Raw genomic sequence first — 20813 nt, 5'->3', positions numbered from 1 at the left:
GGCCATGGATTGGGGACAGATTCTCAACAACACGGCCTACTGGATCTTCAGCCCGGAGACCATCGCGTACGCGCTGGCGGCGACCGGACTGGCCGTGCACTTCGGCTACGCGGGCCTGCTCAACTTCGGCATGGCGGGCTTCATGGCGCTCGGCGCCTACGGCTATGCCATCTCGATCCTGAGCTTCGGCTGGCCCTGGTGGGTCGGCATCATCGTCGGCTGCATCGCGGCCGGGATCTTCGCGATCATCCTCGGCATCCCGACGCTGCGTCTGAGAGCGGACTATCTCGCCATCGTGACGATCGCGGCGGCCGAGATCGTCCGGCTGCTGCTGACGACGCTGCTCTTCGACGAGTGGACCAACTCGGCCGACGGACTCGGCGGCTACCACGCGGGCTTCCGCGCGGCCAACCCGTTCCCCGAGGGGACCTACGGCTTCGGGCCCTGGGTCTGGACCGAGAACCAGCTCTGGGTGCGCGTCTTCGGCATCATCCTGCTCGCGATCGCGATCTACCTCGTGTGGGCGCTCATGCGCAGCCCGTGGGGCCGCGTGCTCAAGGGCATCCGCGAGGACGAGGACGCCGTGCGCTCGCTCGGCAAGAACGTCTTCTCGTACAAGATGCAGGCGCTCATCATCGGTGGTGTGTTCGGCGCGCTCGGCGGCGTCGTCTTCGCACTCCCCTCGGCCGTCATCCCGGCGACCTACACGACGTCGCTGACCTTCTTCCTCTGGACGATCCTGCTCCTCGGCGGCGCCGCGACGGTGTTCGGCCCCGTTCTGGGCTCGGTCATCTTCTGGGTCATCATGGGCTTCCTCGACAACGTGCTGCCGGCGCTCGCGCAGGCCGGATTCCTCGGCATGTCCACCTCGCAGGCCGGCACGCTGCGGTTCATCCTCGTGGGCGTCGCCCTCATGCTCATCGTCATCTTCCGCCCGCAGGGCATCATGGGAAACAAGAGGGAGCTGACCTTTGTCAAGTAACAGCACGCCTCAGGAGCCCGTCGCACCGGGTGCCGCGTCGCCCGCGACCGGCTCGACGCCGGCCGTCACGACAGCGACGGGAAGCGTCCGGCGCCCGAAGACCGGGGGGCTCGCGAAGGGGGATGCCACACCCGGCGTCGCCAAGAACGACCCGATCCTCGTGATCGACCAGGTGACCCGCCGGTTCGGCGGTCTGACCGCCGTCGACGTCGAGCACCTCGAGATCCCCCGCAACGCGATCACGGCCCTCATCGGCCCGAACGGCGCCGGCAAGACGACCCTGTTCAACCTGCTGTGCGGCTTCGACAAGCCGAACTCGGGAACGTGGTCGTTCGACGGCACGCAGCTGGCCGGCATCCCCTCGTTCAAGGTCGCCCGCATGGGGCAGGTCCGCACCTTCCAGCTCACGAAGGCGCTGTCGCTGCTGACGGTGCTCGAGAACATGAAGCTCGGCTCGGGCAACCAGAAGGGCGAGAGCCTCTGGGCGAGCGTCATCCCGGCGATCTGGCGCAAGCAGGACAACGACATCGAAGACAAGGCCATGGAGCTGCTCGCGCGCTTCAAGCTCGACGCGAAGGCGGACGACTACGCCGCCTCGCTGTCTGGCGGCCAGCGCAAGCTGCTCGAGATGGCCCGCGCGCTCATGAACGACCCCAGCCTCGTCATGCTCGACGAGCCCATGGCGGGCGTCAACCCGGCCCTCACCGAGTCGCTGCTCGACCACATCCTCGACCTCAAGGACCTCGGCATGACCGTGCTGTTCGTCGAGCACGACATGCACATGGTGCGCCACATCGCGGACTGGGTCGTCGTCATGGCCGAGGGACGTGTCGTGGCAGAGGGACCGCCCGAGACGGTCATGCTCGACCACGCGGTCATCGACGCCTACCTCGGCAGCCACCAGGACGTCGACCTCGGCGTCGTCACGGGTCGCGTCGCCGGAGAGCTCGACCCCAGCGCACTCGATCTGCTCGAAGAGATCAAAGAGGCGGAAGAGGCCTCCATCGCCGAGGCCGAGGAGGAGAAGAAGTGACCGACGCTCCCACAGGCGCCGCGCCCGCACCCGGCGCCCCCCGCACCGCCGGAGCCAAGACCGACGAGGTCGTGGTCAACGTCAGCAACCTCACCGCGGGCTACCTCCCGGGCATCAACATCATCAACGGGGCCAACCTCCTCGCCCGCAAGGGCGAGCTGATCGGCATCATCGGCCCGAACGGCGCCGGCAAGTCGACGCTCCTCAAGGCGATCTTCGGCATGGTCAAAGTGCGCGACGGCGAGATCACGGTGGACGGCGAGAGCGTCGTCGGGCTCAAGTCCGACAAGCTCGTCCAGCGCGGCGTCGGGTTCGTGCCGCAGACCAACAACGTGTTCCCCTCCCTCACGATCGAGGAGAACCTGCAGATGGGCCTCTACCAGGCCCCGAAGAACTACGCCGAGCGACTCGAGTTCGTCACGGGGATCTTCGCCGAGCTCGGCAAGCGCCTCAAGCAGCGCGCCGGCTCACTGTCGGGTGGCGAGCGGCAGATGGTCGCGATGTCGCGCGCGCTCATGATGAACCCGTCGGTGCTCCTGCTCGACGAGCCGTCGGCGGGCCTGAGCCCCGTCCGTCAGGACGATGCGTTCATCCGCGTCTCCGACATCAACAAGGCGGGCGTCACGACGATCATGGTCGAGCAGAACGCCCGACGCTGCCTGCAGATCTGCGACCGCGGCTATGTCCTCGACCAGGGCCGCGACGCCTACGAGGGCACGGGCCGCGAGCTGCTCAACGATCCGAAGGTCATCGGCCTGTACCTCGGCACGCTGGGCGCGGACGGGGTCTGATCCGGTACGAGAAGTGACGAGACGAGCGGATGCTGCGGCATCCGCTCTTCTCTTTGTCGCCGGCGCTCGTGCTGGGTCTCGCAAACGCGGCGTCTCGCACCGTCTGCGCGGGGCGACCGCGGTCGCCCCGCGCAGACGAAAGGGCCCCGGATCGCTCCGGGGCCCCTCCTTGCGTCAGTCGATCAGATGTCGATACGCGTGTTGTTGTTGTCGGCGCCGTACTGGAAGATGCCGATCGTCGCCTCTGTCGGGTCGCCGTTGTCAGCGAACGTGATCGGGCCCGAGAAGCCGTCGTAGTCCGCGACTCCGCCGCCGAGGATGATGTCCGCGCACTCCTTGTAGGTGGTGCACTTCTCGCCATCGCCCGAACCGCCCGAGACCTCCTGGAGCTTGGCCGCGACATCGGCCGAGTCGGTGGAGTTCGCCGCGAGCGACGCGAGGGCGAGCAGGACGACGGCGTCGTACGACTCGTTGGCGTACGAGAAGTCGGTCAGCTCGCTGTTGCCCTGAGCGGTCCACCACTCGTTGAGGCGACCCTGGAACTCGGTGTCGGGAGCAGGACCTGCGGGAGTCGTGCCCTTCGCGCCTTCCATGCTCAGACCCGCGGGCCACTTCGCGTCGGTGCCGAAGTTCTTCAGGTTGCCGTCGACGAGGTACAGGTCCTCGGCGGGGTAGCCGGCCTGGAGCAGCGCGGGGCCGATCGTGAAGATCTCATCGAACGTGACGAGGAGGATCGCGTCGGGGTTGGACGCGAGCAGCGCGCTGATCTGCGCGTCGAAGCTCGTGTCGCCCGTGTTGTACGACTGCTCCTCGACGATCGTGCCGCCCGAGCCCGTGAAGACGTCCTTGAAGACGCCGGAGAGGCCCGTGCCGTACGAGTCGTTCTGGTAGAGGATCGCGACGTTCTTGTGGCCGTCCTCGGCCACGAGGTTTCCGAGGACCTCGCCCTGGAGCGTGTCGGCGGGAGCCGTGCGCCAGTAGAGGCCGTTGTCGTCCCAGTCGATGAAGTCGACGGAGGTGTTGGCCGGCGAGAACGTGATGATGCCCGAGGCGACGGCGTCGTCGAGGAAGAGCTTCGTCACTGCCGACGACGCGGCGCCGATGGCGGCGGTCACGCCCTCCGAGATGAGCTTCTGGATGGTGGTGGCGTATGCCTTGTTGTCGGTGTCGCCCGAGTCGCCCCAGACGATGTCGTCGAGGCTGAGACCGGTCTCTTCGGCGACGGCGTTGATGTCCTCGGCGGCGAGGCCGACGCCTGCCTCCTCGGGCGGGCCGAGGAACGAGAGCGAGCCCGTCTGGGGCAGGATCGTGCCGATCTTGAGGGCCAGGTCGCGCGACTCGGTGGCGGGTGCGCTGCTCTCGCCGCTCGTTCCGCCGCCGGAGCATCCGGCGAGAACGAGGGCAGTGGCACCGGCGAGCGCGATCGCGCCGACGACGGTGGCCTTACGCGAGCGGGTGAAGACGCTCATGTTGCTCCTTGCTGTGGGTGAATGCGGGCACGGCTCGGGGTCCGGCCCAGTGGATCAAACCTAATCGGGACCGCGTCTCTTGTGTATTGCCTTTCGTTAACGGTTTGTAACGCTGTGCACCACCGTCATCGACTGCGTGGGAGCGGTCCCGGGAATGCCTCGATCGAGCCCCGGGAATACCCCAGTCGGGTATAAGGTTTACCCAGGTACCCCCGAGGGGTATCGATCCATGGAAAGGCATCCGATGACGCTCATAGACCTCGAGATCACGGGCATGACGTGCGCGTCGTGTGCGGCGCGCGTCGAGAAGCGGCTCAACGGACTCGACGGGGTCGAGGCATCCGTCAACTTCGCGACCGAGAAGGCGCACGTCTCCGCGCCCGAAGGCTTCGACCCCCGCCTTCTCATCGACGCGGTCGAGCAGACGGGCTACGGCGCCGCGCTCCCCGCGCCCGTGCGCGAGCACGAGCACCACGTCGACCCCGAGCTCTCGTCGCTGAAGCGGCGCCTCATCGCGTCGGTCGCCCTGTCGGTGCCCGTGATCCTGCTCGCGATGATCCCCGCGCTGCAGTTCCCGGGCTGGCAGTGGGTCTCGCTCGCCCTCGCGACCCCCGTCGTGACGTGGGCGGCGTGGCCGTTCCACCGCGCGACGTGGATGAACCTGCGGCACGGCGCCGTCACGATGGACACCCTGATCTCGGTCGGCGTCGGCGCGGCCTACCTGTGGTCGCTCTACGCGCTCCTCTTCGGCGACGCGGGCATGATCGGCATGACGCACGGCTACTCGTGGACGATCTCGTCGAACGACGCCTCCAGCAGCCTCTACCTCGAGGTCGCGGCGGGAGTCACGATGTTCGTGCTCGCGGGGCGCTACTTCGAAGTGCGGTCCAAGCGCGAGGCCGGGGCGGCGCTGCGCGCACTGCTCGAGGTCGGGGCGAAGGATGCCGCGGTCCTGCGCCGCGACCTCGTCTCGGGCTCGCGCATCGAGGTGCGCATGCCCGTCGACCAGCTGCGCGTCGGCGACGAGTTCGTCGTCCGTCCCGGCGAGCGGATCGCGACCGACGGCGTCGTCGTGTCGGGCACCTCGGCGATCGACGCCTCCACCGTGACGGGAGAATCCATGCCCGTCGAGGCGGCCCCGGGCGACGCCGTCGTCGGGGCCACCGTCAACGTCGGCGGCCGGCTCGTCGTGCGCGCGACGCGCGTCGGCGCCGACACGCAGCTGGCCCGCATGGCGCGCCTCGTGGAAGAGGCGCAGTCGGGCAAGGCGGCTGCCCAGCGCCTCGCCGATCGCATCTCGGCCGTCTTCGTCCCGATCGTCATCGGCATCGCCGTGCTGACCCTCGTCGTGTGGCTCGCACTCGGATCGCCGCCCGCCGCCGCGTTCGGCGCAGCCGTCGCGGTGCTCATCATCGCCTGCCCGTGCGCCCTCGGGCTCGCGACGCCGATCGCGCTCCTGGTGGGCACGGGCCGCGGCGCACAGCTCGGCATCCTGATCCGCGGTCCCCACGTGCTCGAGTCCACGCGCGCGGTCGACACCGTCGTGCTCGACAAGACGGGCACCGTGACGTCGGGACGGATGTCGCTCACCGACGTCGTCGTCGCGCCGGGCGTCGAGCGGGCCGAGCTGCTGCGTCTCGCAGGAGCGGTCGAGCACGCCTCGGAGCACCCCGTCGGCCAGGCCATCGCTCGGGCCGCGGCCGCCGAGATCGGCGCGCTCCCGGCTGCCGAGTCGTTCCAGAGCGTCCCGGGAGGGGGCGTCCAGGGCATCGTCGACGGGCACGCCGTCGTCGCGGGCCGCCCCGCGTTCCTCACGGAGTGGGCCCTGCACCTCGACCCGCCGCTCGCCGCGGCCGTGGCACGCTTCGAGGCCGGGGGCACGACGGTCGTCGTCGTCGCGTGGGACGGCGCCGTGCGCGGCATCCTCGCGGTCGCCGACCGCGTCAAGCCGACGAGCGCCGAAGCGATCGCGCAGCTGCGGCGTCTCGGACTCGAGCCCATCCTGCTGACCGGCGACAACGAGACCGTCGCCCGCCGCATCGGCGCCGAGGTCGGGATCGAGCGCGTCATCGCACAGGTGCAGCCCGCCGAGAAGCTCGAGGTCATCTCGCGCCTGCAGGCCGAGGGCCGGGTCGTCGCGATGGTCGGGGACGGCGTCAACGACGCCGCAGCGCTCGCGCAGGCCGACCTGGGGCTCGCGATGGGGACGGGGACGGATGCCGCGATCGAAGCCTCGGACCTGACTCTCGTCCGCGGCGATCTGCGGAGTGCCGGCGACGCGATCCGCCTGTCGCGGGCCACGCTCGGAACCATCAAAGGCAATCTCTTCTGGGCCTTCGCCTACAACGTCGCGGCGATCCCGCTCGCGGCGCTGGGGCTGCTCAATCCGATGATCGCGGGCGCCGCGATGGCCTTCTCGAGCGCCTTCGTCGTCGGCAACAGCCTCCGGCTGCGGCGGTTCCGCAGCCACGCCGACACCGTCCACCCCGTCAAGGAGACACGATGACCAGTGCAGTCACGCCGGGAGCGGCATCCGTCGGGCATCCCCATGAATCGCACCACGGCTACATCACCGACAAGGACAAGTACCTCAACCGCCTTCGGCGCATCGAGGGGCAGGCGCGCGGAATCCACAAGATGGTGGAGGACGAGAAGTACTGCATCGACATCCTGACGCAGATCAGCGCCCTCACGAGCGCGCTCGAAGCCGTCGCGATCGGGTTGCTCGACGACCACCTCAAACACTGCGTCGTGGATGCCGCGAGGCTCGGCGGCCCCGAAGCCGACGCGAAGATCGCCGAGGCGACGCAGGCGATCGCGCGCCTCGTGCGCTGACGCGCGGACGCCTGGGCGGCCGTCAGGTGAGCTCAGCGACGTCCGAGACGCTCTCGACGCCCTGACCTTGCCGCGCGCGGCGCGCGGCGACGAGCGAGTCGACCGTGAGCAGCGTCAGCGCGACCCACACGAGGCCGAAGCCGATCCAGCGTTCGAGCGTCATCGGCTCGCCGAGGAGCCAGACTCCGAAGACGAACTGCAGGATCGGCGCGACGAACTGCAGGATGCCGATGAGCGTCAGCGGAGCGCGGCGCGCGCCGGCCGCGAAGAGCAGCAGCGGGATCGCCGTCGCGACGCCCGCGAACAGCAGCAGGGCGGTGTGACCTGCACCCTCCTGCCCCATCGTGAGCCCCACCGTCGCGCCGACGACGACGAGCTGCACGATCGCGAGCGGCGTGAGCCACAGCGACTCGAGCGTGAGGCCGCTGATCGCATCGACCGAGGGCCCGATGCGCTTCTTGACGAGGCCGTAGAAGCCGAAGCTGAAGGCGAGCGACAGCGCGATCCACGGGAACGACCTGTAGCCGAGGATGATCACGAGCACCGCCGCCGTCGCGATCCCGAGCGCGATCCACTGCGCGACGCGCAGGCGCTCATGCAGCACGAGCACGCCCAGCAGCACCGTGACGATCGGGTTGATGAAGTAGCCGAGGCTCGTCTCCACGACGTGGCCCGTGAGGGTCGCGATGAGGAAGACCTGCCAGTTGACGTAGATCAGGGCGCCCGCGACCATCGTCCAGCCGACGAGTCGGCGATTGCGCAGGATCGCGACGAGCTTGGGCCACGTGCGTGTGACGGTCAGCAGGAACGCGCAGAACGCGAGCGAGAGGATGATCCGCCACGCGACGACCTCCCACGGGCCCGTCGGCGCGAGAAGGAGGAAGTAGAGGGGAAGGAAGCCCCACAAGAGGTAGGCCATGAACGCGTACACGCCGCCGAGGGTGCGCTGACGGGGAGAGTCGAGTCCGGATGCCGCTCCCCCGGCCGCACCGCTCGGGCTCACGGGCGTCGTGGATGGGGACTCTTGTGTCACGGGTTCCAGCCTATGGCGGGGCTTCCGCACCGCGGCCCGGTGCGGCATCCGTCGCCCTGCCGTCCTGCGTTCGATTCCCGCCAGCCTCGCCGCCGTGAGGACCGGCGGGCATGACGAAGGGGCCCGGATGCCGAAGCATCCAGGCCCCTTCGGAAAGTGTGCGGGTCTTAGCGGACCACGACCGCGAGCACGTCGCGAGCCGACAGGACGAGGAACTCGTCGCCGCCGAACTTGACCTCGGTGCCGCCGTACTTGCTGTAGATCACGCGGTCGCCGACGGCGACATCGAGCGGGATGCGGTTGCCGTTGTCGTCGATGCGCCCGGGGCCGACTGCCACGACCTCGCCCTCCTGGGGCTTCTCCTTGGCGGTGTCGGGGATGACCAGTCCGCTGGACGTGGTCTGCTCGGCCTCGACCTGCGTGATGACGATGCGGTCCTCGAGCGGCTTGATGGAAACCGACACGGGTCTACCTCTGCTTTCCTTGAGACAAAACTCGTTAGCACTCACAGGGGGCGAGTGCTGATCCAGTCTAGGTGGCGGGCTGGCACTCGTGCAACGTGAGTGCCAAGTGACGTCACACTCGGCCGCACTCGCCCTACGCTGGCCGGATGGATCTCGCCGAGCTCGCCGTGCTGCTGACGCCCGACGGTCTGCGGCTGCTCGACGAGCTGCCGCCCCTCGAGTCCTCGGACGACGTCGCCCGCACGGTGTCGCGGCTGCGGTCTGCGGGGCACTCCCCCGAGTCGGTCTCGGCCGTCGTGACGCAGGCGCGGCTCCGCGAGCGGGCGCGCACGAAGTTCGGCGCGTTCGCCGACCGCATGCTCTTCACGCGCGCGGGCCTCGAGCAGGCGACCCGGCTCTCGATCGCGGGCCGGCACGCGGCGCGGTTCCGGGGCGCCGGCATGACGTCGGTCGCCGACCTCGGCTGCGGCATCGGGGGCGACGCGATGGGGTTCGCCGCACTCGGCCTCAAGGTCGTCGCGGTCGACGCCGACGACGTCACGGCGGCGATCGCGGCCTACAACCTTGCGCCGTTCGGCGAAGACGTGACAGTCCGCCACGCTCGCGCAGAGGACGCCGTCGCCGACGCCGAGGTCGATGCGTACTGGCTCGATCCCGCGCGGCGCACGGCGGGCCACGGCGAGACGAAGCGGGCTCGGCCCGAGGACTGGTCGCCGTCCCTCGACTGGGTGTTCGACCTCGCGGCACAGCATCCCGTGGGCGTCAAACTCGGCCCCGCACTCGACCGCGCCCTGCTCCCCGACGACGTCGAGGCGCAGTGGGTGAGTGCCGAGGGCTCGACGATCGAGCTCGTCGTCTGGTCGAGGCAGCTCGCCCGGCCGGGCGTGCGGCGCGCGGCGCTCGTCGTGCGCGGCGAATCGGCGTGGGAGATGACGGCGGAGCAGGATGCCGCGGACGAGCCCGCACGCGCCCTCGGCGCGTTCGTGCACGAGCCGGACGGCGCGGTGATCCGCGCGAAGCTCATCGGCGACGTCGCGCGGTCGCTCGAGGCCGGGATGCTCGACGAGCACATCGCCTACCTCACGTCGGATGCGCCCCTCACGTCGCCCTTCGTCGCGTCGTTCCGCGTGCGCGAGGAGCTGCCCGCCGACACGAAGAAGCTCGGCAAGACGCTGCGCGAGCGCGGCATCGGCACGCTCGAGATCAAGAAGCGGGGAGTGGATGTCGACCCCGCCGTGCTGCGGAAGTCCCTCGCGCTGCGTGGGGAGGGTTCGGCGACGCTGATCCTGACGCGCATCGGGCAGAAGCGGGTCGCGCTGCTCGCCGACCGCGTGGCTGCGGCCGCCTGACGCCGCCCGCGATCAGCGGATGAGACCGGCGCTCGTCGCGGCGAAGAGCAGCCAGCCGGCGCTGTAGAGGATCGAGACTCCGCCGAGGACGATCGCCCACACCGCGACGCCGCGGCTCTCGAGCGGTCGGCGCAGCGCGAGGATCGCCGCGACGATCGCGACGATGCCGAGGGGGAAGCCCCATCCGACGAAGAGCGAGGCGAACAGCGCGAGGATGCCGAAGGCGAGCGCCCATCCCGACATCCCCCGTGCCGGCTGCCGGGGCTCGGGCATGAGCCACTGCATCTCGGGGGCGGGCTGCTCCCCGTCGGGATCGTGGGGCGCGGTCGCCGACGTGATCTCGAGCGGCGCCGTCGGCAGCCGCTGGAATCCGCCGCGGTGCGCGCCCGGCAGCACCGACTCCGGGTCGACGGGTGCGACTTCGGGAGTCGCGGCCATCGTCACGGCGGACGCCGACGGCTCGGCGGGCGCGGGAGTCCCGGCAGGCTCGCGCGGGGCGGCCGGCCCCGCCGCGGCGTCGGGCGCGTCCGGCTCGCTCACACCGGCACCTCGGCCGATTCCGCGACCTGGATCTCGGTGACGGGCAGAGTCGAGTCGGCGCCGAACTCCAGGGTCGACGGGCGCCGGCCCGACATGATGAGCTCGGACGCCAGCGCCGCGATCATGGCGCCGTTGTCGGTGCACAGCGACAGCGGCGGAATGCGGACGGTCACGCCCGCAGCATCCGCTCGCTCGATCGCGACGTCGCGCAGGCGGCGGTTCGCGATGACGCCGCCGCCGAGCAGCAGGCGGGGCACGCCGTGGTCGCGGCACGCGGCGAGCGCCTTCGTGACGAGCACGTCGACGACGGCCTCCCGGAACGACGCGGCGACATCAGCGACGGGCACGGGCTCGCCGGCCGCCTGGCGCTGCTCGACCCAGCGCGCGACGGCGGTCTTGAGACCCGAGAACGAGAAGTCGTAGCGGTGCTTCGCCATGTCGGAGGCGCGATTGAGACCCCGCGGGAAGGCGATGGCCTTCGGGTCTCCGGATGCCGCGGCGCGGTCGATCTCGGGACCGCCGGGGTACGGCAGTCCGAGCAGCCGCGCGACCTTGTCGAAGGCCTCGCCCGCGGCGTCGTCCATCGTCTCGCCGAGCAGCTCGACGTCGCTCGTGAGGTCGCGCACGAGCAGGAGCGACGTGTGCCCGCCGCTCACGAGGAGCGCCACGGTGGGGTACTCGAGAGGCGACGCGTCGGCATCGAGGATGTCGGCCGCGATGTGTCCCACGAGGTGGTTCACGGCGTACAGGGGCCGCTCGAGCGAGACGGCGAGCGCCTTCGCGGCACCGACGCCGACCATGAGCGCCCCCGCGAGCCCCGGCCCCGAGGTCACGGCGACGGCGTCGATGTCGGAGAGCGCGACACCGGACTCGGCGAGCGCCGCCTCGATCGACGGCTGCAGCGCCTCGAGGTGGGCGCGCGCGGCGACCTCGGGCACGACGCCGCCATAGCGGGCGTGCTCGTCCATGCTGCTCGCGATCGTGTTGCTCAGCAGCGTCCGGCCGCGGACGATGCCGATGCCGGTCTCATCGCAGCTCGTCTCGATCCCGAGCACCAGCGGCTCTCCCGGTCCCTGAGCCTGTCGAAGGGTCACGTGCACGCTCCCGCGTCTTCGGGGTCCGGCTCGCGGCGCGTCGCCCACCCGCGCACGTCGAGGCGCATCACGACGGCGTCGACGTCGTCGGGCTGGTAGTAGCGCGGCCGGCGGCCCACCTCGGTGAACCCCTCCGAGGCGTACAGCGCCTGCGCGACGGGGTTGTCGGCGCGCACCTCGAGGAACACGTCGTGCACGCGGCGGACGGATGCCTCTTCCAGCAGCGCCTCCAGCAGCACGCGTCCGCGACCCCGGCCGCGTGCCGACTCGGCGATCGCGATGGTCTGGATGTCGGCATCCTTCCCCCCGCGCGGTGCGCGCAGACCCGCGTAGCCGACGAGCCTCCCGGCCTCTTCCGACACGAGGTAGCGGCCGTGCGGCGACGCGAGCTCTTCGCGCATCATGGCCTCGGACCACGCGTCGGTCGGGAAGGAGGCCCGCTCGAGCGCCATGATCGCGCCGAGGTCGTCCGCGGTCGCCGTGCGCAGGGTCATGCCGTGACTCGCTTCGGTCCGGTCGGCAGCGTGACATCGGGCGAACGCAGATAGAGGGCGTCGGCGGAGGCCATCGTGCGGTCGGCGGCGAGCGCTCGGCCCGCGGCGAGCGCGAGCATCGCAGCCGGGATCCGCTCGGTGTCGCGACGCAGGACTCCCGCCGACGCGAGCAGACCGTCGAGGTCGTCGCGCGGCGCGAGCGCCGGCTCGGCCGTGCGCACGGGCAGTCCGTCGTCGTCGATCCCGCGATAGACCGTGTAGGCGAACTCGCGGCGGCGCGCGTCGGTCACGACGGCGAAGGCCGCGTCTTCGGTGTTGTCGCGCCCGCCTGTGAGCGCGGCGTGCAGCAGCAGCTCGAGTGCGACGGCGTCGTGGCTCGCGACGGGGATCACGGGGATGCCGCGGCCCAGCGCGAACGCCCGCGCGGCGGCGATGCCGACGCGCAGTCCCGTGAACGGCCCGGGGCCCATGCCCGAAGCGACATGCGCGATGTCGGAAGGGCGGACGGATGCTTCGGCCAACGCCCTCTCGATGAGCAGGCCGATGACCTCGGCGTGACCCCGCGAGTCGGTGCTCTCGACCTGCGCGCGCACGACCCCGTCGGGCTCGACGACGGCCACGGCCGTGCCGAGGGAGGTGTCGATGCCCAGGATCACGCCTTCCAGGCTAGTCGCCTCCTCCGGAAGGGGTCCTCCCGGGCTACGGCCGTCGCGACACCGTCACGCGCCGGGGCGCGGCCTGGTCGAGCTCCGAGTCGAGCGGCCCGCACGCCGTGTCGGCGCCGACGCCGCCCCACTCCCGCTCGAGCTCGATCTCCCACCACGAATCCACGACGGCATCCACCATCCCGCGCCCCCACTCGACGATGACGACCGACCGCTCGAAGTCGATGTCGAGGTCGTCGAGCTCGGCGGGCGAGCCGAGGCGGTAGGCGTCCACGTGCACGAGCGGCGCTCCCCCGACGAGCGAGGGGTGCGTCCGCGCGAGCACGAAGGTGGGGCTCTGCACGGGGCCGCGCACGCCGAGCCCCTCGGCGATGCCCCGCGTGAGCGTCGTCTTTCCAGCCCCGAGGGGACCGGTCAGCACGACGAGGTCGCCGGGGCGCAGCATCCGTCCGATCTGCTGGCCGAAGGCCTCCATCTCGTCGGGTTCCGCGATCTCGCGCAGCCCCTCGACCGCCTCGAGGCCTGTCACGCCGACACCTGCCGGCGCGGCACGCGGGGCCCGATGCGCGTCACGATCTCGTAGTCGATCGTGTCGGCGGCATCCGCCCACTCGCGAGCCGACGGCACGCCGAGCGTGGGGTCGCCGAACAGCACTGCCTCGTCGCCGACCGACACGGGGTGGTCGCCGACGTCGACGACGAACTGGTCCATCGCGATGCGCCCCGCGACGCGGAAGCGCTCGCCGTCGATCGAGACCGGGCCCGTGCTCGACGCGTGGCGCGGCACGCCGTCGGCGTAGCCGAGCGGGATGAGCGCGAGCGTCGTCTCGCCCTCGGTGCGATACGTGTAGCCGTACGAGACCCCCTGCGCGGCCGGCACCCGGCGCATCGCCACGACGGGAGCCCGCAGCGTCATGGCGGGCCGCAGGCCCAGATCGCCGGAATCGCGGTCGTCGAACGGCGACAGGCCGTAGATCGTGACGCCGAGTCGCACGCATCCGAGCCGCGTCTCGGGCAGCGCGATGGCCGCGTGCGAGGCGGCGAGGTGGCGCAGGGGCGGTGCGAGACCCGCGGATGCCGCGACCCCGACGCCCTCCTCGAAGCGGCGCAGCGCCGCGCGATCGTCGTCGGCGGAGGTGTTGGAGAGGTGGCTGAACAGGCCGATGACCCGCAGCTTGCCGATCCGCTCGAGCCGCGCCGCTTCGGCGAACACGACGCGGTAATCGGCGGGCGCGATGCCGTTGCGGCCGAGACCCGTCTCGAGCTTGAGATGCACGCTCACGGGACGATCGACGGATGCCGCGGCCGACGCCTGCAGCAGCTGGTCGAAGCTCGAGATGCCGAGCTCGATGCCGGCACCCGCCGCCTCGCGGAAGTTCGCGCCCGGCGCGTGCAGCCACGCGAGGATGGGAGCGTCGATCCCTCCACGGCGCAGCGCGAGCGCCTCGCCGATGTCGGCGACGCCGAGCCTGCTGGCGCCTCCCTCGAGCGCCGCTGCGGCTGAGCGGACGGCGCCGTGCCCGTAGCCGTCGGCCTTGACGACCGCGATGACCTCGGACTCGGTGAGCCGGCGCAGGTGCCGCACGTTCGCGGCGATCGCACCGACGTCGATCGTGGCCTCGCGGAGGACGCCTTTCTTGAAGCGGCTCACGAGGGGTCTACTCCGTCGTCGGGCGCCGAGTTGCCGGAAGAAGTCGCCACCGGGGGTCGAGTCGCCGCATCCTGCGGCAACGCGCGCGCCTCCTGAGCCCCTCCGGCCACGCCACCGCGCGCCTCTGCCACGACGTAGGCGGTCGCGAAGCCGCCGTCGTGCGACATCGAGAGGTGCAGCACATCGATTCCCCGCTCGGCGACGACCGCGGCGGTCGATCCCGAGAGGACGAAGACGGGGCGACCGGATGCCTCGGAGGCGACCTCGACCTCGCTCCAGTGCAGTCCGTCCGAGCCGCCGAGGGCCTTGATGAGCGCCTCCTTGGCGGCGTACCGCGCGGCGAGCGAACGCGTGGGCCGCACGCGCTCCGCGGGCGAGAAGAGACGCTCGAGCAGGCGCGGCGTGCGCGCGACCGCCCGCTCCAAGCGGGCGATGTCGACGAGGTCGACGCCGATCCCGACGATCATGAAACCTCCCGGGGGGCCGCGGTCCGCGGCATCCGTCACCCTATCGCGGCACGCACCGCGCACCGTCTGCGGCTCTCTCGCGGGCGTCGTTCATGGGTCTTATTGCATCCTTTGAGCCGTGCTGAAGTCGGACGTACACTCCGGGTGGCCGACGCTCCTCCTTGGCCGCCTGAGCTCCACCAGCTCCACACGAGAGCCGTATGTCAATGATCGACAGCGCAGCTCCACCCCGCTCCGCCACGCGATTCGCCGCCTTCGCCGCAGCCTTCGCGATCGCATCGGCCGCCCTCTCCGGGGCCCCGCCGGCGAGCGCCGACGACGCTCAAGACGTGTTCGACACGATGCGCCAGCGGCACGTCGCGGATCTCACCGGCGTGATCGACGGAAGCGAGCGTGTCGGCGACCTCGGCGACGTCACTGCCCGCGTCGCGGACGCCGGCGACACCGCCTGGCGGTCGCTCCAGCCGGCGACGACCTCGTCGACCGAGCCCTGGTCGGATCTGCAGACGCGCACCTCGAGCCGCGCGCTGTACTACGCCTACGAGCGCACGGTCGCGATGGCGACGGCGCTGCGCACACCGGGATCCGCGCTCACCGGTGACCCCGACCTCCTCGTGGCGACGATCGGCGTCGCGGAGTGGCTCAACACCTACCGGTACAACACGACAGTCGCGAAAGACAGCGACTGGTGGTTCTGGGAGATCGGCATCCCGATGGAGGTCAACGACCTCACGAGCCTGCTCTACGACGATCTGAGCGCCGCGCAGCGCACGCGGTATCTCGACGCCGTGGCGCGCTTCACGCCGACGCCGAAACGCACGAGCGCGAACCTCGTCTGGGGTGCGTACGTCGTCGCGCTCCGGGGCGTGCTGGCAGAGCAGCCGGCCAAGATCGCCGAGGCTGTGGCGGCAGTGCGGCCCGCCCTGCTCGACGCGACGACGGGCGACGGGTTCCGCCCCGACGGCTCGCTCGTGTCGCACGAGCGCTTCGCGTACACCGGCGGCTACGGGCTCTCGCTGCTCGAGATCATGTCGAAGCTCTACCACCTCGTCGACGGGACGCAGTGGGAGTCGACGGATGCCGCCTTCCTCGGCTTCTACGACCGGGTGGAGAGGTCGTACGGTCCTGCCGTGTGGTGCGGCGACCTGCTCGCGGATGTCCGCGGCCGCGAGATCGCGCGGGCCGGTTCGACCGACGGCTCGGGCGGCGTGCGAGCGCTGGGCGCGGCCCTCCGCCTCGCCGACACCGCTCCCGCCGACGCGCGGCGGGCCGTCCTCTCGCGGGCGAAGCAGTGGGCCGAGTGCTCGGCGGACTCCCCCGCCGGCGTCGAGGCGGCCGGGACGCGGAGCGACGTCGTCCGCGCACGACTGCTGCTCGCCGACGACACGGTGGCGGCAGCGACCGCCGGCACCGGCGGCAGCGTCGCGCTCAACGGCGTCGATCGCTTCGTGTCGGCGACCGAGGCGTTCGGCTTCTCGGTGTCGATGTCGAGCAGCCGCATCGGCGGATTCGAGTCGATCAACGGCGAGAACCTCAACGGCTGGTACACGGGCAGCGGCATGACGTCCCTGCGGCTGGGCGGCGGCGGTCAGTTCGACGGCGGCTATTGGGCGACCGCGAACCCGTACCGCGTGCCGGGCACGACCGAGGACACGATGCGACGGGCGAGCGCGGAAGGGTCACGATACGCCTCGGCCGAGACGTTCGCCGGCTCCCTTGCGACCCCCGACCGTGCGGCGGGCATCGCGGCGATGCAGTACGACGCGTACCGCAGCAATCTTTCGGCCGACAAGACGTGGTTCGCGTTCGACGACGAGATCGTGTGCGTCGGCGTCGGCATCCGCTCATCGGCCATGTCGGGCTACGGCTGGGACGGTCTGCCGACGCGCGTCGAGACCGTCATCGACAACCGGCGGGCTCTGGATGCCGCGACCACCGTCGTCGTGGGCGGTACTGCCGTCGCGGCGGGCGCATCCGTGACGAAGACCACAGCGTGGGCCGCCATCAGCGGACCCGGCGAGTCGGTGGGCTACTACTTCCCCTCCGCAACCTCGGTGACGGCGCAGGACGAGACCCGCTCGGGCACGTGGGCGGCGATCAACCGGGAGACCGGCACCGCTCAGACCGTGAGCGCGCGCTACCTCACGCTCGTGACGAGCCACGGCCGCAACCCTGCCGGCGCGGCCTATCAGTACGTCATCCTCCCCGGCGCGACGCCCGCCGCCGCCGAGGCCTATTCGCGCGACCCGGGCATCTCGACGCTCGAGCGCGCCGCGGGCCACGTCGCGATCTACGACCGCTCATCGACGACGCTCGGCGCCGTCTCGTTCGACGGCGCGACGGATCATCCGATCGCCGTGGACGGGATGCCGCTCGCCACGTGGCGCGGAGCGGGAATCCTCGCCATCCAGGAGACCGCCGCGAGCTTCGTCGTCTCGGTCGCCGATCCGAGCCGCGGGGCGGGAGGTCGCATCATCGTGCGGCTTCAGCGCCCCGTCGAGCTGCCCCCGCTCGGCGACGGCCTCGTGCGCGCGCAGCCGACGGCTGACGGCACGGAGCTGGAGTTCGATCCTTCCGGCGGCGACGGCGCCACCCGCTCCGTGACGCTCACGAAGATCTCGACGCCGGTGTTCGAGCGCATCGACGACAAGGACCCGCGCGTCGTCTACGCGGCGGAGTGGAAGACGACGTCCTCGCCCGAGGACCACGGCGGATCCATCCGATACACGTCAGCGGGCGGAGCGTCGCTCTCCCTGACGTTCACGGGCTCGCGCATCAGTGTCGAGACCCGCTTGACGACGACGGCGGGCATCAACGAGGTCGTGATCGACGGCGTCGTGATGGGCCGCTTCGACGGGTACGCCGCGACGCCGACCTACCGCCAGACGGTCTACCGGAGCCCGCTGCTCGGGCCGGGCGAGCACACGATCACGGTGCGCCGGACGGGCCTGAACTCCGCCGGATCGAGCGGACGCAACATCATCCTGGACAGCCTGCTCATCGAGCGGCCGCCACCGTAGGCGCGTCGGCGCCGGCGCGGGGCGCTACTCGACCGTGACCGACTTCGCGAGGTTGCGGGGCTGGTCGACGTCGAGGCCCTTCGCCGTCGCGAGGCCCATCGCGAAGATGTGCAGCGGCACGACCGCGAGCAGCGGCTCGAACAGGGGCGCCGCGAGCGGGATGCGCAGCACCTCGTCGGCGAAGGGCAGCACGGCGGCATCGCCCTCTTCGGCCACGACGATGACGCGGGCGCCGCGCGCGCGGATCTCCTGGATGTTCGAGACGACCTTCTTGTGCAGCTCCGCCGACTCGCGCGGCGAGGGCACGATCACGAAGACGGGCTGACCCGGCTCGATGAGCGCGATCGGGCCGTGCTTGAGCTCGCCCGCGGCGAAGCCCTCCGCGTGGATGTACGAGATCTCCTTGAGCTTGAGCGCGCCCTCGAGCGCGATCGGGTAGCCCACGTGGCGTCCGAGGAACAGCACCGACTTCGTGTCGGCCATCCACCGCGCGAACTGCTCGATGTGCTCCTGCTCGGTGGAGAGGATGCGCGCGATCTTCTCGGGGACGGACTCGAGCTCGAGCACGTTCTGCGCGGCCTCGGTCGCCGACAGCACGCCGCGGACGCGGCCGATGTGCAGGGCGAGCAGGTAGAGCGCCGTGATCTGCGCGACGAACGCCTTCGTCGAGGCGACGGCGACCTCGGGACCCGCATGCGTGTAGACGATCGCGTCGGATTCGCGGGGAATCGTCGCGCCCTGCGTGTTGCAGATCGAGAGCGTCCGCGCACCGTGCTCGCGGGCGTACTTGACCGCCATGAGCGTGTCCATCGTCTCGCCGGACTGGCTGATCGAGACGACGAGCGTGTCGGGGCCGATCACGGGGTCGCGGTAGCGGAACTCGTGCGCGAGCTCCACGTCGACGGGCACGCGCGTCCACTGCTCGAGCGCGTACTTGCCCACGAGGCCCGCGTAGGCGGCCGTGCCGCACGCGATCACGATGATGCGGTTGATGCCTGCGAAGAGCTCGTCGAGACCGTCGAGCTCGGGGATGGCGACGGCACCGTCACGGATGCGGCCGCGCAGCGTGTTGGCGACGGCCTCGGGCTCTTCCGACACCTCCTTCGCCATGAACGACGACCAGCCGCCCTTGTCGGCGGCCGCGGCATCCCACAGCACTTCGAACGACTCGACCTCGACGGCCGCGCCCGAGAAGTCGGTGACCGAGACGCCCTCCGGCGTGATCGCGACGATCTCGTCCTGGCCGATCGCGAGCGCGTGGCGAGTGTGCTCGACGAACGCCGCAACGTCGGAGGCGAGGAAGTTCTCGCCGTCGCCGAGTCCGATCACGAGCGGCGAATTGCGACGCGCGCCGACGACGAGGCCCGGGTGGTCCTCGTGCATCGCGAGGAGCGTGAAGGCGCCCTCGAGGCGTCCCGCCGTCGCGCGGAAGGCCTCGACGAGGTCGCCGCCGTTCGTCCGGTACTCGTGGCCGAGCAGCACAGCGGCTACCTCGGTGTCGGTCTCGCTGCGGAACGTGTGGCCCTGCGCGACGAGCTCGCTCTTGAGCTCGGAGAAGTTCTCGATGATGCCGTTGTGGATGACGGCGAGCTGGTCGTCGTCGGCGAGATGCGGGTGCGCGTTCGCGTCGGTGGGGCCGCCGTGGGTCGCCCAGCGCGTGTGCCCGATGCCCGTCGTGCCGTCGGGAAGCGGCGTCGAGACCAGGTCGTCGCGAAGGACCTTGAGCTTGCCGGCACGCTTGCGCATGCCCAGCTCGCCCTCACCGTCGATGACCGCGATGCCTGCGGAGTCATAGCCGCGGTACTCGAGACGGGCCAGACCCGCGAGAAGGATGGCCTGGCTCTGGCGAGGGCCCACGTATCCGACGATTCCACACATGCCTTCAATGGTAAGTGTGGGGGTTGGTCAAGGGTCCGAACAAACGGATGCCGCGACAGGAGTCGCCCCGAGACCGGCTACAGCTTGCGAAGGAGGACCGTCTCCACGGTGTGGTCGGCGGACTTCTGCAGCACGAGGCTCGCGCGGTGGCGCGTCGGCAGCACGTTCTCCTCGAGGTTCGGGAGGTTGATCGTGTTCCAGTAATGCAGCGCGCGCTCGACGGCCTGTTCATCGCTCAACTCGGCGAAGACGTTGAAGAACGAGTTCGGGTTGCTGAAGGCACCGCGGCGCAGGGCGAGGAACCGGTCCACGTACCACTCCGAGATGTGCGCGGCATCCGCATCGACGTAGATCGAGAAGTCGAACAGGTCGCTCACCGCGATGTCGTTCGGGGTGGGCGGCGGCTGCAGCACGTTGAGGCCCTCGACGATCACGATGTCGGGGCGTCGCACGGTGACCGCGGCATCCGGAACGATGTCGTACCGCATATGGGAGTAGTACGGCGCGCGCACCTCGGGCGCCCCGCTCTTGACCTCGGTGAGGAACGAGACGAGCGCACGACGGTCGTATGACTCGGGGAAGCCCTTGCGCTCCATGAGCCCGCGGCGCTCGAGCTCGGCGTTGGGATAGAGGAAGCCGTCGGTCGTGATGAGCTCGACCCGCGGCGTGCCGGGCCAGCGCGACGTGAGCTCGCGCAGCAGGCGCGCGATCGTCGACTTGCCGACGGCGACCGATCCCGCGACACCCACGATGAACGGCGTCGTCTGATCGTGCTCGCCGAGGAATCCCGCCGTCTCGGCGCCGAGACGCTTCGTCGCCTGCGCGTAGAGCGACAGCAGGCGCGACAGCGGCACGTAGACCTGCGCGACCTCGGCCATGTCGAGTCGGTCGCCGAGTCCGCGCAGCTGCACGATCTCGGTCTCGGTGAGCGGCTGATCCAGCCCCGCCGAGAGCCGCGCCCACTCCGCGCGGGGGATCTCGCGGTACAGCGAGAGCACGGAGGTCAGGATCGCGGCGTCGTCTGCGGACATCCCGATCATCGTATCGGA

The 20813-nt window shown here is 70.7% G+C and carries 18 protein-coding genes and 1 pseudogene; 7 read left to right on the top strand and 12 right to left on the bottom strand.

Annotation, left to right across the window (positions count from 1 at the left end):
• Nucleotides 1-4 precede the first annotated feature (4 nt).
• The 3 genes from MJ607_RS11510 (at nucleotide 5) to MJ607_RS11500 (ending at nucleotide 2806) form a co-directional block, all read left to right on the top strand.
• Entirely contained in the window at nucleotides 5-982 is a 978-nt protein-coding gene (locus MJ607_RS11510; RefSeq protein WP_243075724.1) for a branched-chain amino acid ABC transporter permease, read from the top strand.
• A complete protein-coding gene (locus tag MJ607_RS11505) occupies nucleotides 972-2015 on the top strand; it encodes an ABC transporter ATP-binding protein (protein WP_243075723.1) in 1044 nt (347 codons plus the stop codon). The genes MJ607_RS11510 and MJ607_RS11505 overlap by 11 nt, the downstream gene beginning before the upstream one ends.
• Nucleotides 2016-2086: 71 nt before the next feature.
• Complete coding sequence (locus MJ607_RS11500; RefSeq protein WP_243075778.1) at nucleotides 2087-2806, top strand: ABC transporter ATP-binding protein; 720 nt, start codon at nucleotides 2087-2089, stop codon at nucleotides 2804-2806.
• A gap of 182 nt (nucleotides 2807-2988) precedes the next feature.
• Here the strand turns inward: MJ607_RS11500 and MJ607_RS11495 are convergent, their stop codons facing one another.
• Nucleotides 2989-4275 carry an ABC transporter substrate-binding protein gene (locus MJ607_RS11495; protein WP_243075722.1) on the bottom strand — a complete coding sequence of 429 codons (1287 nt, stop codon included), beginning with the start codon at nucleotides 4273-4275 and terminating at the stop codon, nucleotides 2989-2991.
• Nucleotides 4276-4519: 244 nt separating this feature from the next.
• Here MJ607_RS11495 and MJ607_RS11490 point away from each other — a divergent pair, with 244 nt between their 5' ends.
• Nucleotides 4520-6781, top strand: coding sequence for a cation-translocating P-type ATPase (locus MJ607_RS11490; RefSeq protein WP_243075721.1), 2262 nt, complete (start codon nucleotides 4520-4522; stop codon nucleotides 6779-6781).
• Nucleotides 6778-7110 carry a metal-sensitive transcriptional regulator gene (locus tag MJ607_RS11485; RefSeq protein ID WP_243075720.1) on the top strand — a complete coding sequence of 111 codons (333 nt, stop codon included), beginning with the start codon at nucleotides 6778-6780 and terminating at the stop codon, nucleotides 7108-7110. Before MJ607_RS11490 ends, MJ607_RS11485 begins: the two co-directional genes overlap by 4 nt.
• A 22-nt stretch (nucleotides 7111-7132) precedes the next feature.
• Here the strand turns inward: MJ607_RS11485 and rarD are convergent, their stop codons facing one another.
• The gene (rarD, locus tag MJ607_RS11480) at nucleotides 7133-8143 is read right to left on the bottom strand and encodes an EamA family transporter RarD (protein ID WP_374238052.1); all 1011 of its coding nucleotides are present in this window, start codon (nucleotides 8141-8143) and stop codon (nucleotides 7133-7135) included.
• Nucleotides 8144-8310: 167 nt separating this feature from the next.
• Nucleotides 8311-8607 carry a co-chaperone GroES gene (gene groES, locus MJ607_RS11475; RefSeq protein ID WP_243075719.1) on the bottom strand — a complete coding sequence of 99 codons (297 nt, stop codon included), beginning with the start codon at nucleotides 8605-8607 and terminating at the stop codon, nucleotides 8311-8313.
• Between the two features lie 146 nt (nucleotides 8608-8753).
• On the opposite strand from groES, the gene MJ607_RS11470 reads away from it, so the two are divergent.
• Nucleotides 8754-9956 (top strand): class I SAM-dependent methyltransferase, encoded by a 1203-nt coding sequence (locus MJ607_RS11470; RefSeq protein ID WP_243075718.1) that lies wholly within the window; start codon nucleotides 8754-8756, stop codon nucleotides 9954-9956.
• 12 nt (nucleotides 9957-9968) lie between these two features.
• On the opposite strand, the gene MJ607_RS11465 is transcribed toward MJ607_RS11470, so the two are convergent.
• From MJ607_RS11465 to MJ607_RS11435, 7 genes and pseudogenes are all read right to left on the bottom strand, one after another.
• Complete coding sequence (locus tag MJ607_RS11465; RefSeq protein ID WP_243075717.1) at nucleotides 9969-10496, bottom strand: DUF4190 domain-containing protein; 528 nt, start codon at nucleotides 10494-10496, stop codon at nucleotides 9969-9971.
• Nucleotides 10493-11590: a tRNA (adenosine(37)-N6)-threonylcarbamoyltransferase complex transferase subunit TsaD gene (gene tsaD, locus MJ607_RS11460; RefSeq protein ID WP_243075716.1), complete on the bottom strand. Its 1098-nt coding sequence runs from the start codon at nucleotides 11588-11590 to the stop codon at nucleotides 10493-10495. Before tsaD ends, MJ607_RS11465 begins: the two co-directional genes overlap by 4 nt.
• Nucleotides 11587-12084 carry a ribosomal protein S18-alanine N-acetyltransferase gene (gene rimI, locus MJ607_RS11455; RefSeq protein ID WP_243075715.1) on the bottom strand — a complete coding sequence of 166 codons (498 nt, stop codon included), beginning with the start codon at nucleotides 12082-12084 and terminating at the stop codon, nucleotides 11587-11589. Before rimI ends, tsaD begins: the two co-directional genes overlap by 4 nt.
• The gene (gene tsaB / locus MJ607_RS11450; protein ID WP_243075714.1) at nucleotides 12081-12740 is read right to left on the bottom strand and encodes a tRNA (adenosine(37)-N6)-threonylcarbamoyltransferase complex dimerization subunit type 1 TsaB; all 660 of its coding nucleotides are present in this window, start codon (nucleotides 12738-12740) and stop codon (nucleotides 12081-12083) included. The genes rimI and tsaB overlap by 4 nt, the downstream gene beginning before the upstream one ends.
• Before the next feature lie 43 nt (nucleotides 12741-12783).
• A complete protein-coding gene (gene tsaE, locus MJ607_RS11445) occupies nucleotides 12784-13278 on the bottom strand; it encodes a tRNA (adenosine(37)-N6)-threonylcarbamoyltransferase complex ATPase subunit type 1 TsaE (protein WP_374238051.1) in 495 nt (164 codons plus the stop codon).
• Nucleotides 13275-14399 carry an alanine racemase gene (gene alr, locus MJ607_RS11440; protein ID WP_243075713.1) on the bottom strand — a complete coding sequence of 375 codons (1125 nt, stop codon included), beginning with the start codon at nucleotides 14397-14399 and terminating at the stop codon, nucleotides 13275-13277. Before alr ends, tsaE begins: the two co-directional genes overlap by 4 nt.
• Before the next feature lie 119 nt (nucleotides 14400-14518).
• Nucleotides 14519-14866, bottom strand: a pseudogene (locus MJ607_RS11435) (holo-ACP synthase); the annotation flags it as partial.
• 329 nt (nucleotides 14867-15195) lie between these two features.
• Between MJ607_RS11435 and MJ607_RS11430 the strand changes: the two are divergent.
• Nucleotides 15196-17886 carry a polysaccharide lyase family 8 super-sandwich domain-containing protein gene (locus tag MJ607_RS11430; RefSeq protein ID WP_243075712.1) on the top strand — a complete coding sequence of 897 codons (2691 nt, stop codon included), beginning with the start codon at nucleotides 15196-15198 and terminating at the stop codon, nucleotides 17884-17886.
• Nucleotides 17887-17910: 24 nt separating this feature from the next.
• Here the strand turns inward: MJ607_RS11430 and glmS are convergent, their stop codons facing one another.
• The gene (gene glmS / locus MJ607_RS11425) at nucleotides 17911-19764 is read right to left on the bottom strand and encodes a glutamine--fructose-6-phosphate transaminase (isomerizing) (protein WP_243075711.1); all 1854 of its coding nucleotides are present in this window, start codon (nucleotides 19762-19764) and stop codon (nucleotides 17911-17913) included.
• Nucleotides 19765-19841: 77 nt separating this feature from the next.
• Nucleotides 19842-20795 (bottom strand): type I pantothenate kinase, encoded by a 954-nt coding sequence (gene coaA / locus MJ607_RS11420; protein ID WP_243075710.1) that lies wholly within the window; start codon nucleotides 20793-20795, stop codon nucleotides 19842-19844.
• Nucleotides 20796-20813: the final 18 nt, after the last annotated feature.

Source organism: Microbacterium sp. SS28 (assembly GCF_022761035.1).
Lineage (GTDB): Bacteria > Actinomycetota > Actinomycetes > Actinomycetales > Microbacteriaceae > Microbacterium.
The sequence above is the reverse complement of the archived record's forward strand: the minus strand, read 5'-3'. Positions and strand labels throughout refer to the sequence as shown.

Coding starts and splice junctions, on each gene's coding strand:
- MJ607_RS11510 (WP_243075724.1), top strand. CDS start 5: ATGGATTGGGGACAGATTCTCAACAACACGGCCTACTGGATCTTCAGC.
- MJ607_RS11495 (WP_243075722.1), bottom strand. CDS start 4,275: ATGAGCGTCTTCACCCGCTCGCGTAAGGCCACCGTCGTCGGCGCGATC.
- MJ607_RS11490 (WP_243075721.1), top strand. CDS start 4,520: ATGACGCTCATAGACCTCGAGATCACGGGCATGACGTGCGCGTCGTGT.
- MJ607_RS11485 (WP_243075720.1), top strand. CDS start 6,778: ATGACCAGTGCAGTCACGCCGGGAGCGGCATCCGTCGGGCATCCCCAT.
- MJ607_RS11470 (WP_243075718.1), top strand. CDS start 8,754: ATGGATCTCGCCGAGCTCGCCGTGCTGCTGACGCCCGACGGTCTGCGG.
- rimI (WP_243075715.1), bottom strand. CDS start 12,084: ATGACCCTGCGCACGGCGACCGCGGACGACCTCGGCGCGATCATGGCG.
- glmS (WP_243075711.1), bottom strand. CDS start 19,764: ATGTGTGGAATCGTCGGATACGTGGGCCCTCGCCAGAGCCAGGCCATC.
- coaA (WP_243075710.1), bottom strand. CDS start 20,795: ATGTCCGCAGACGACGCCGCGATCCTGACCTCCGTGCTCTCGCTGTAC.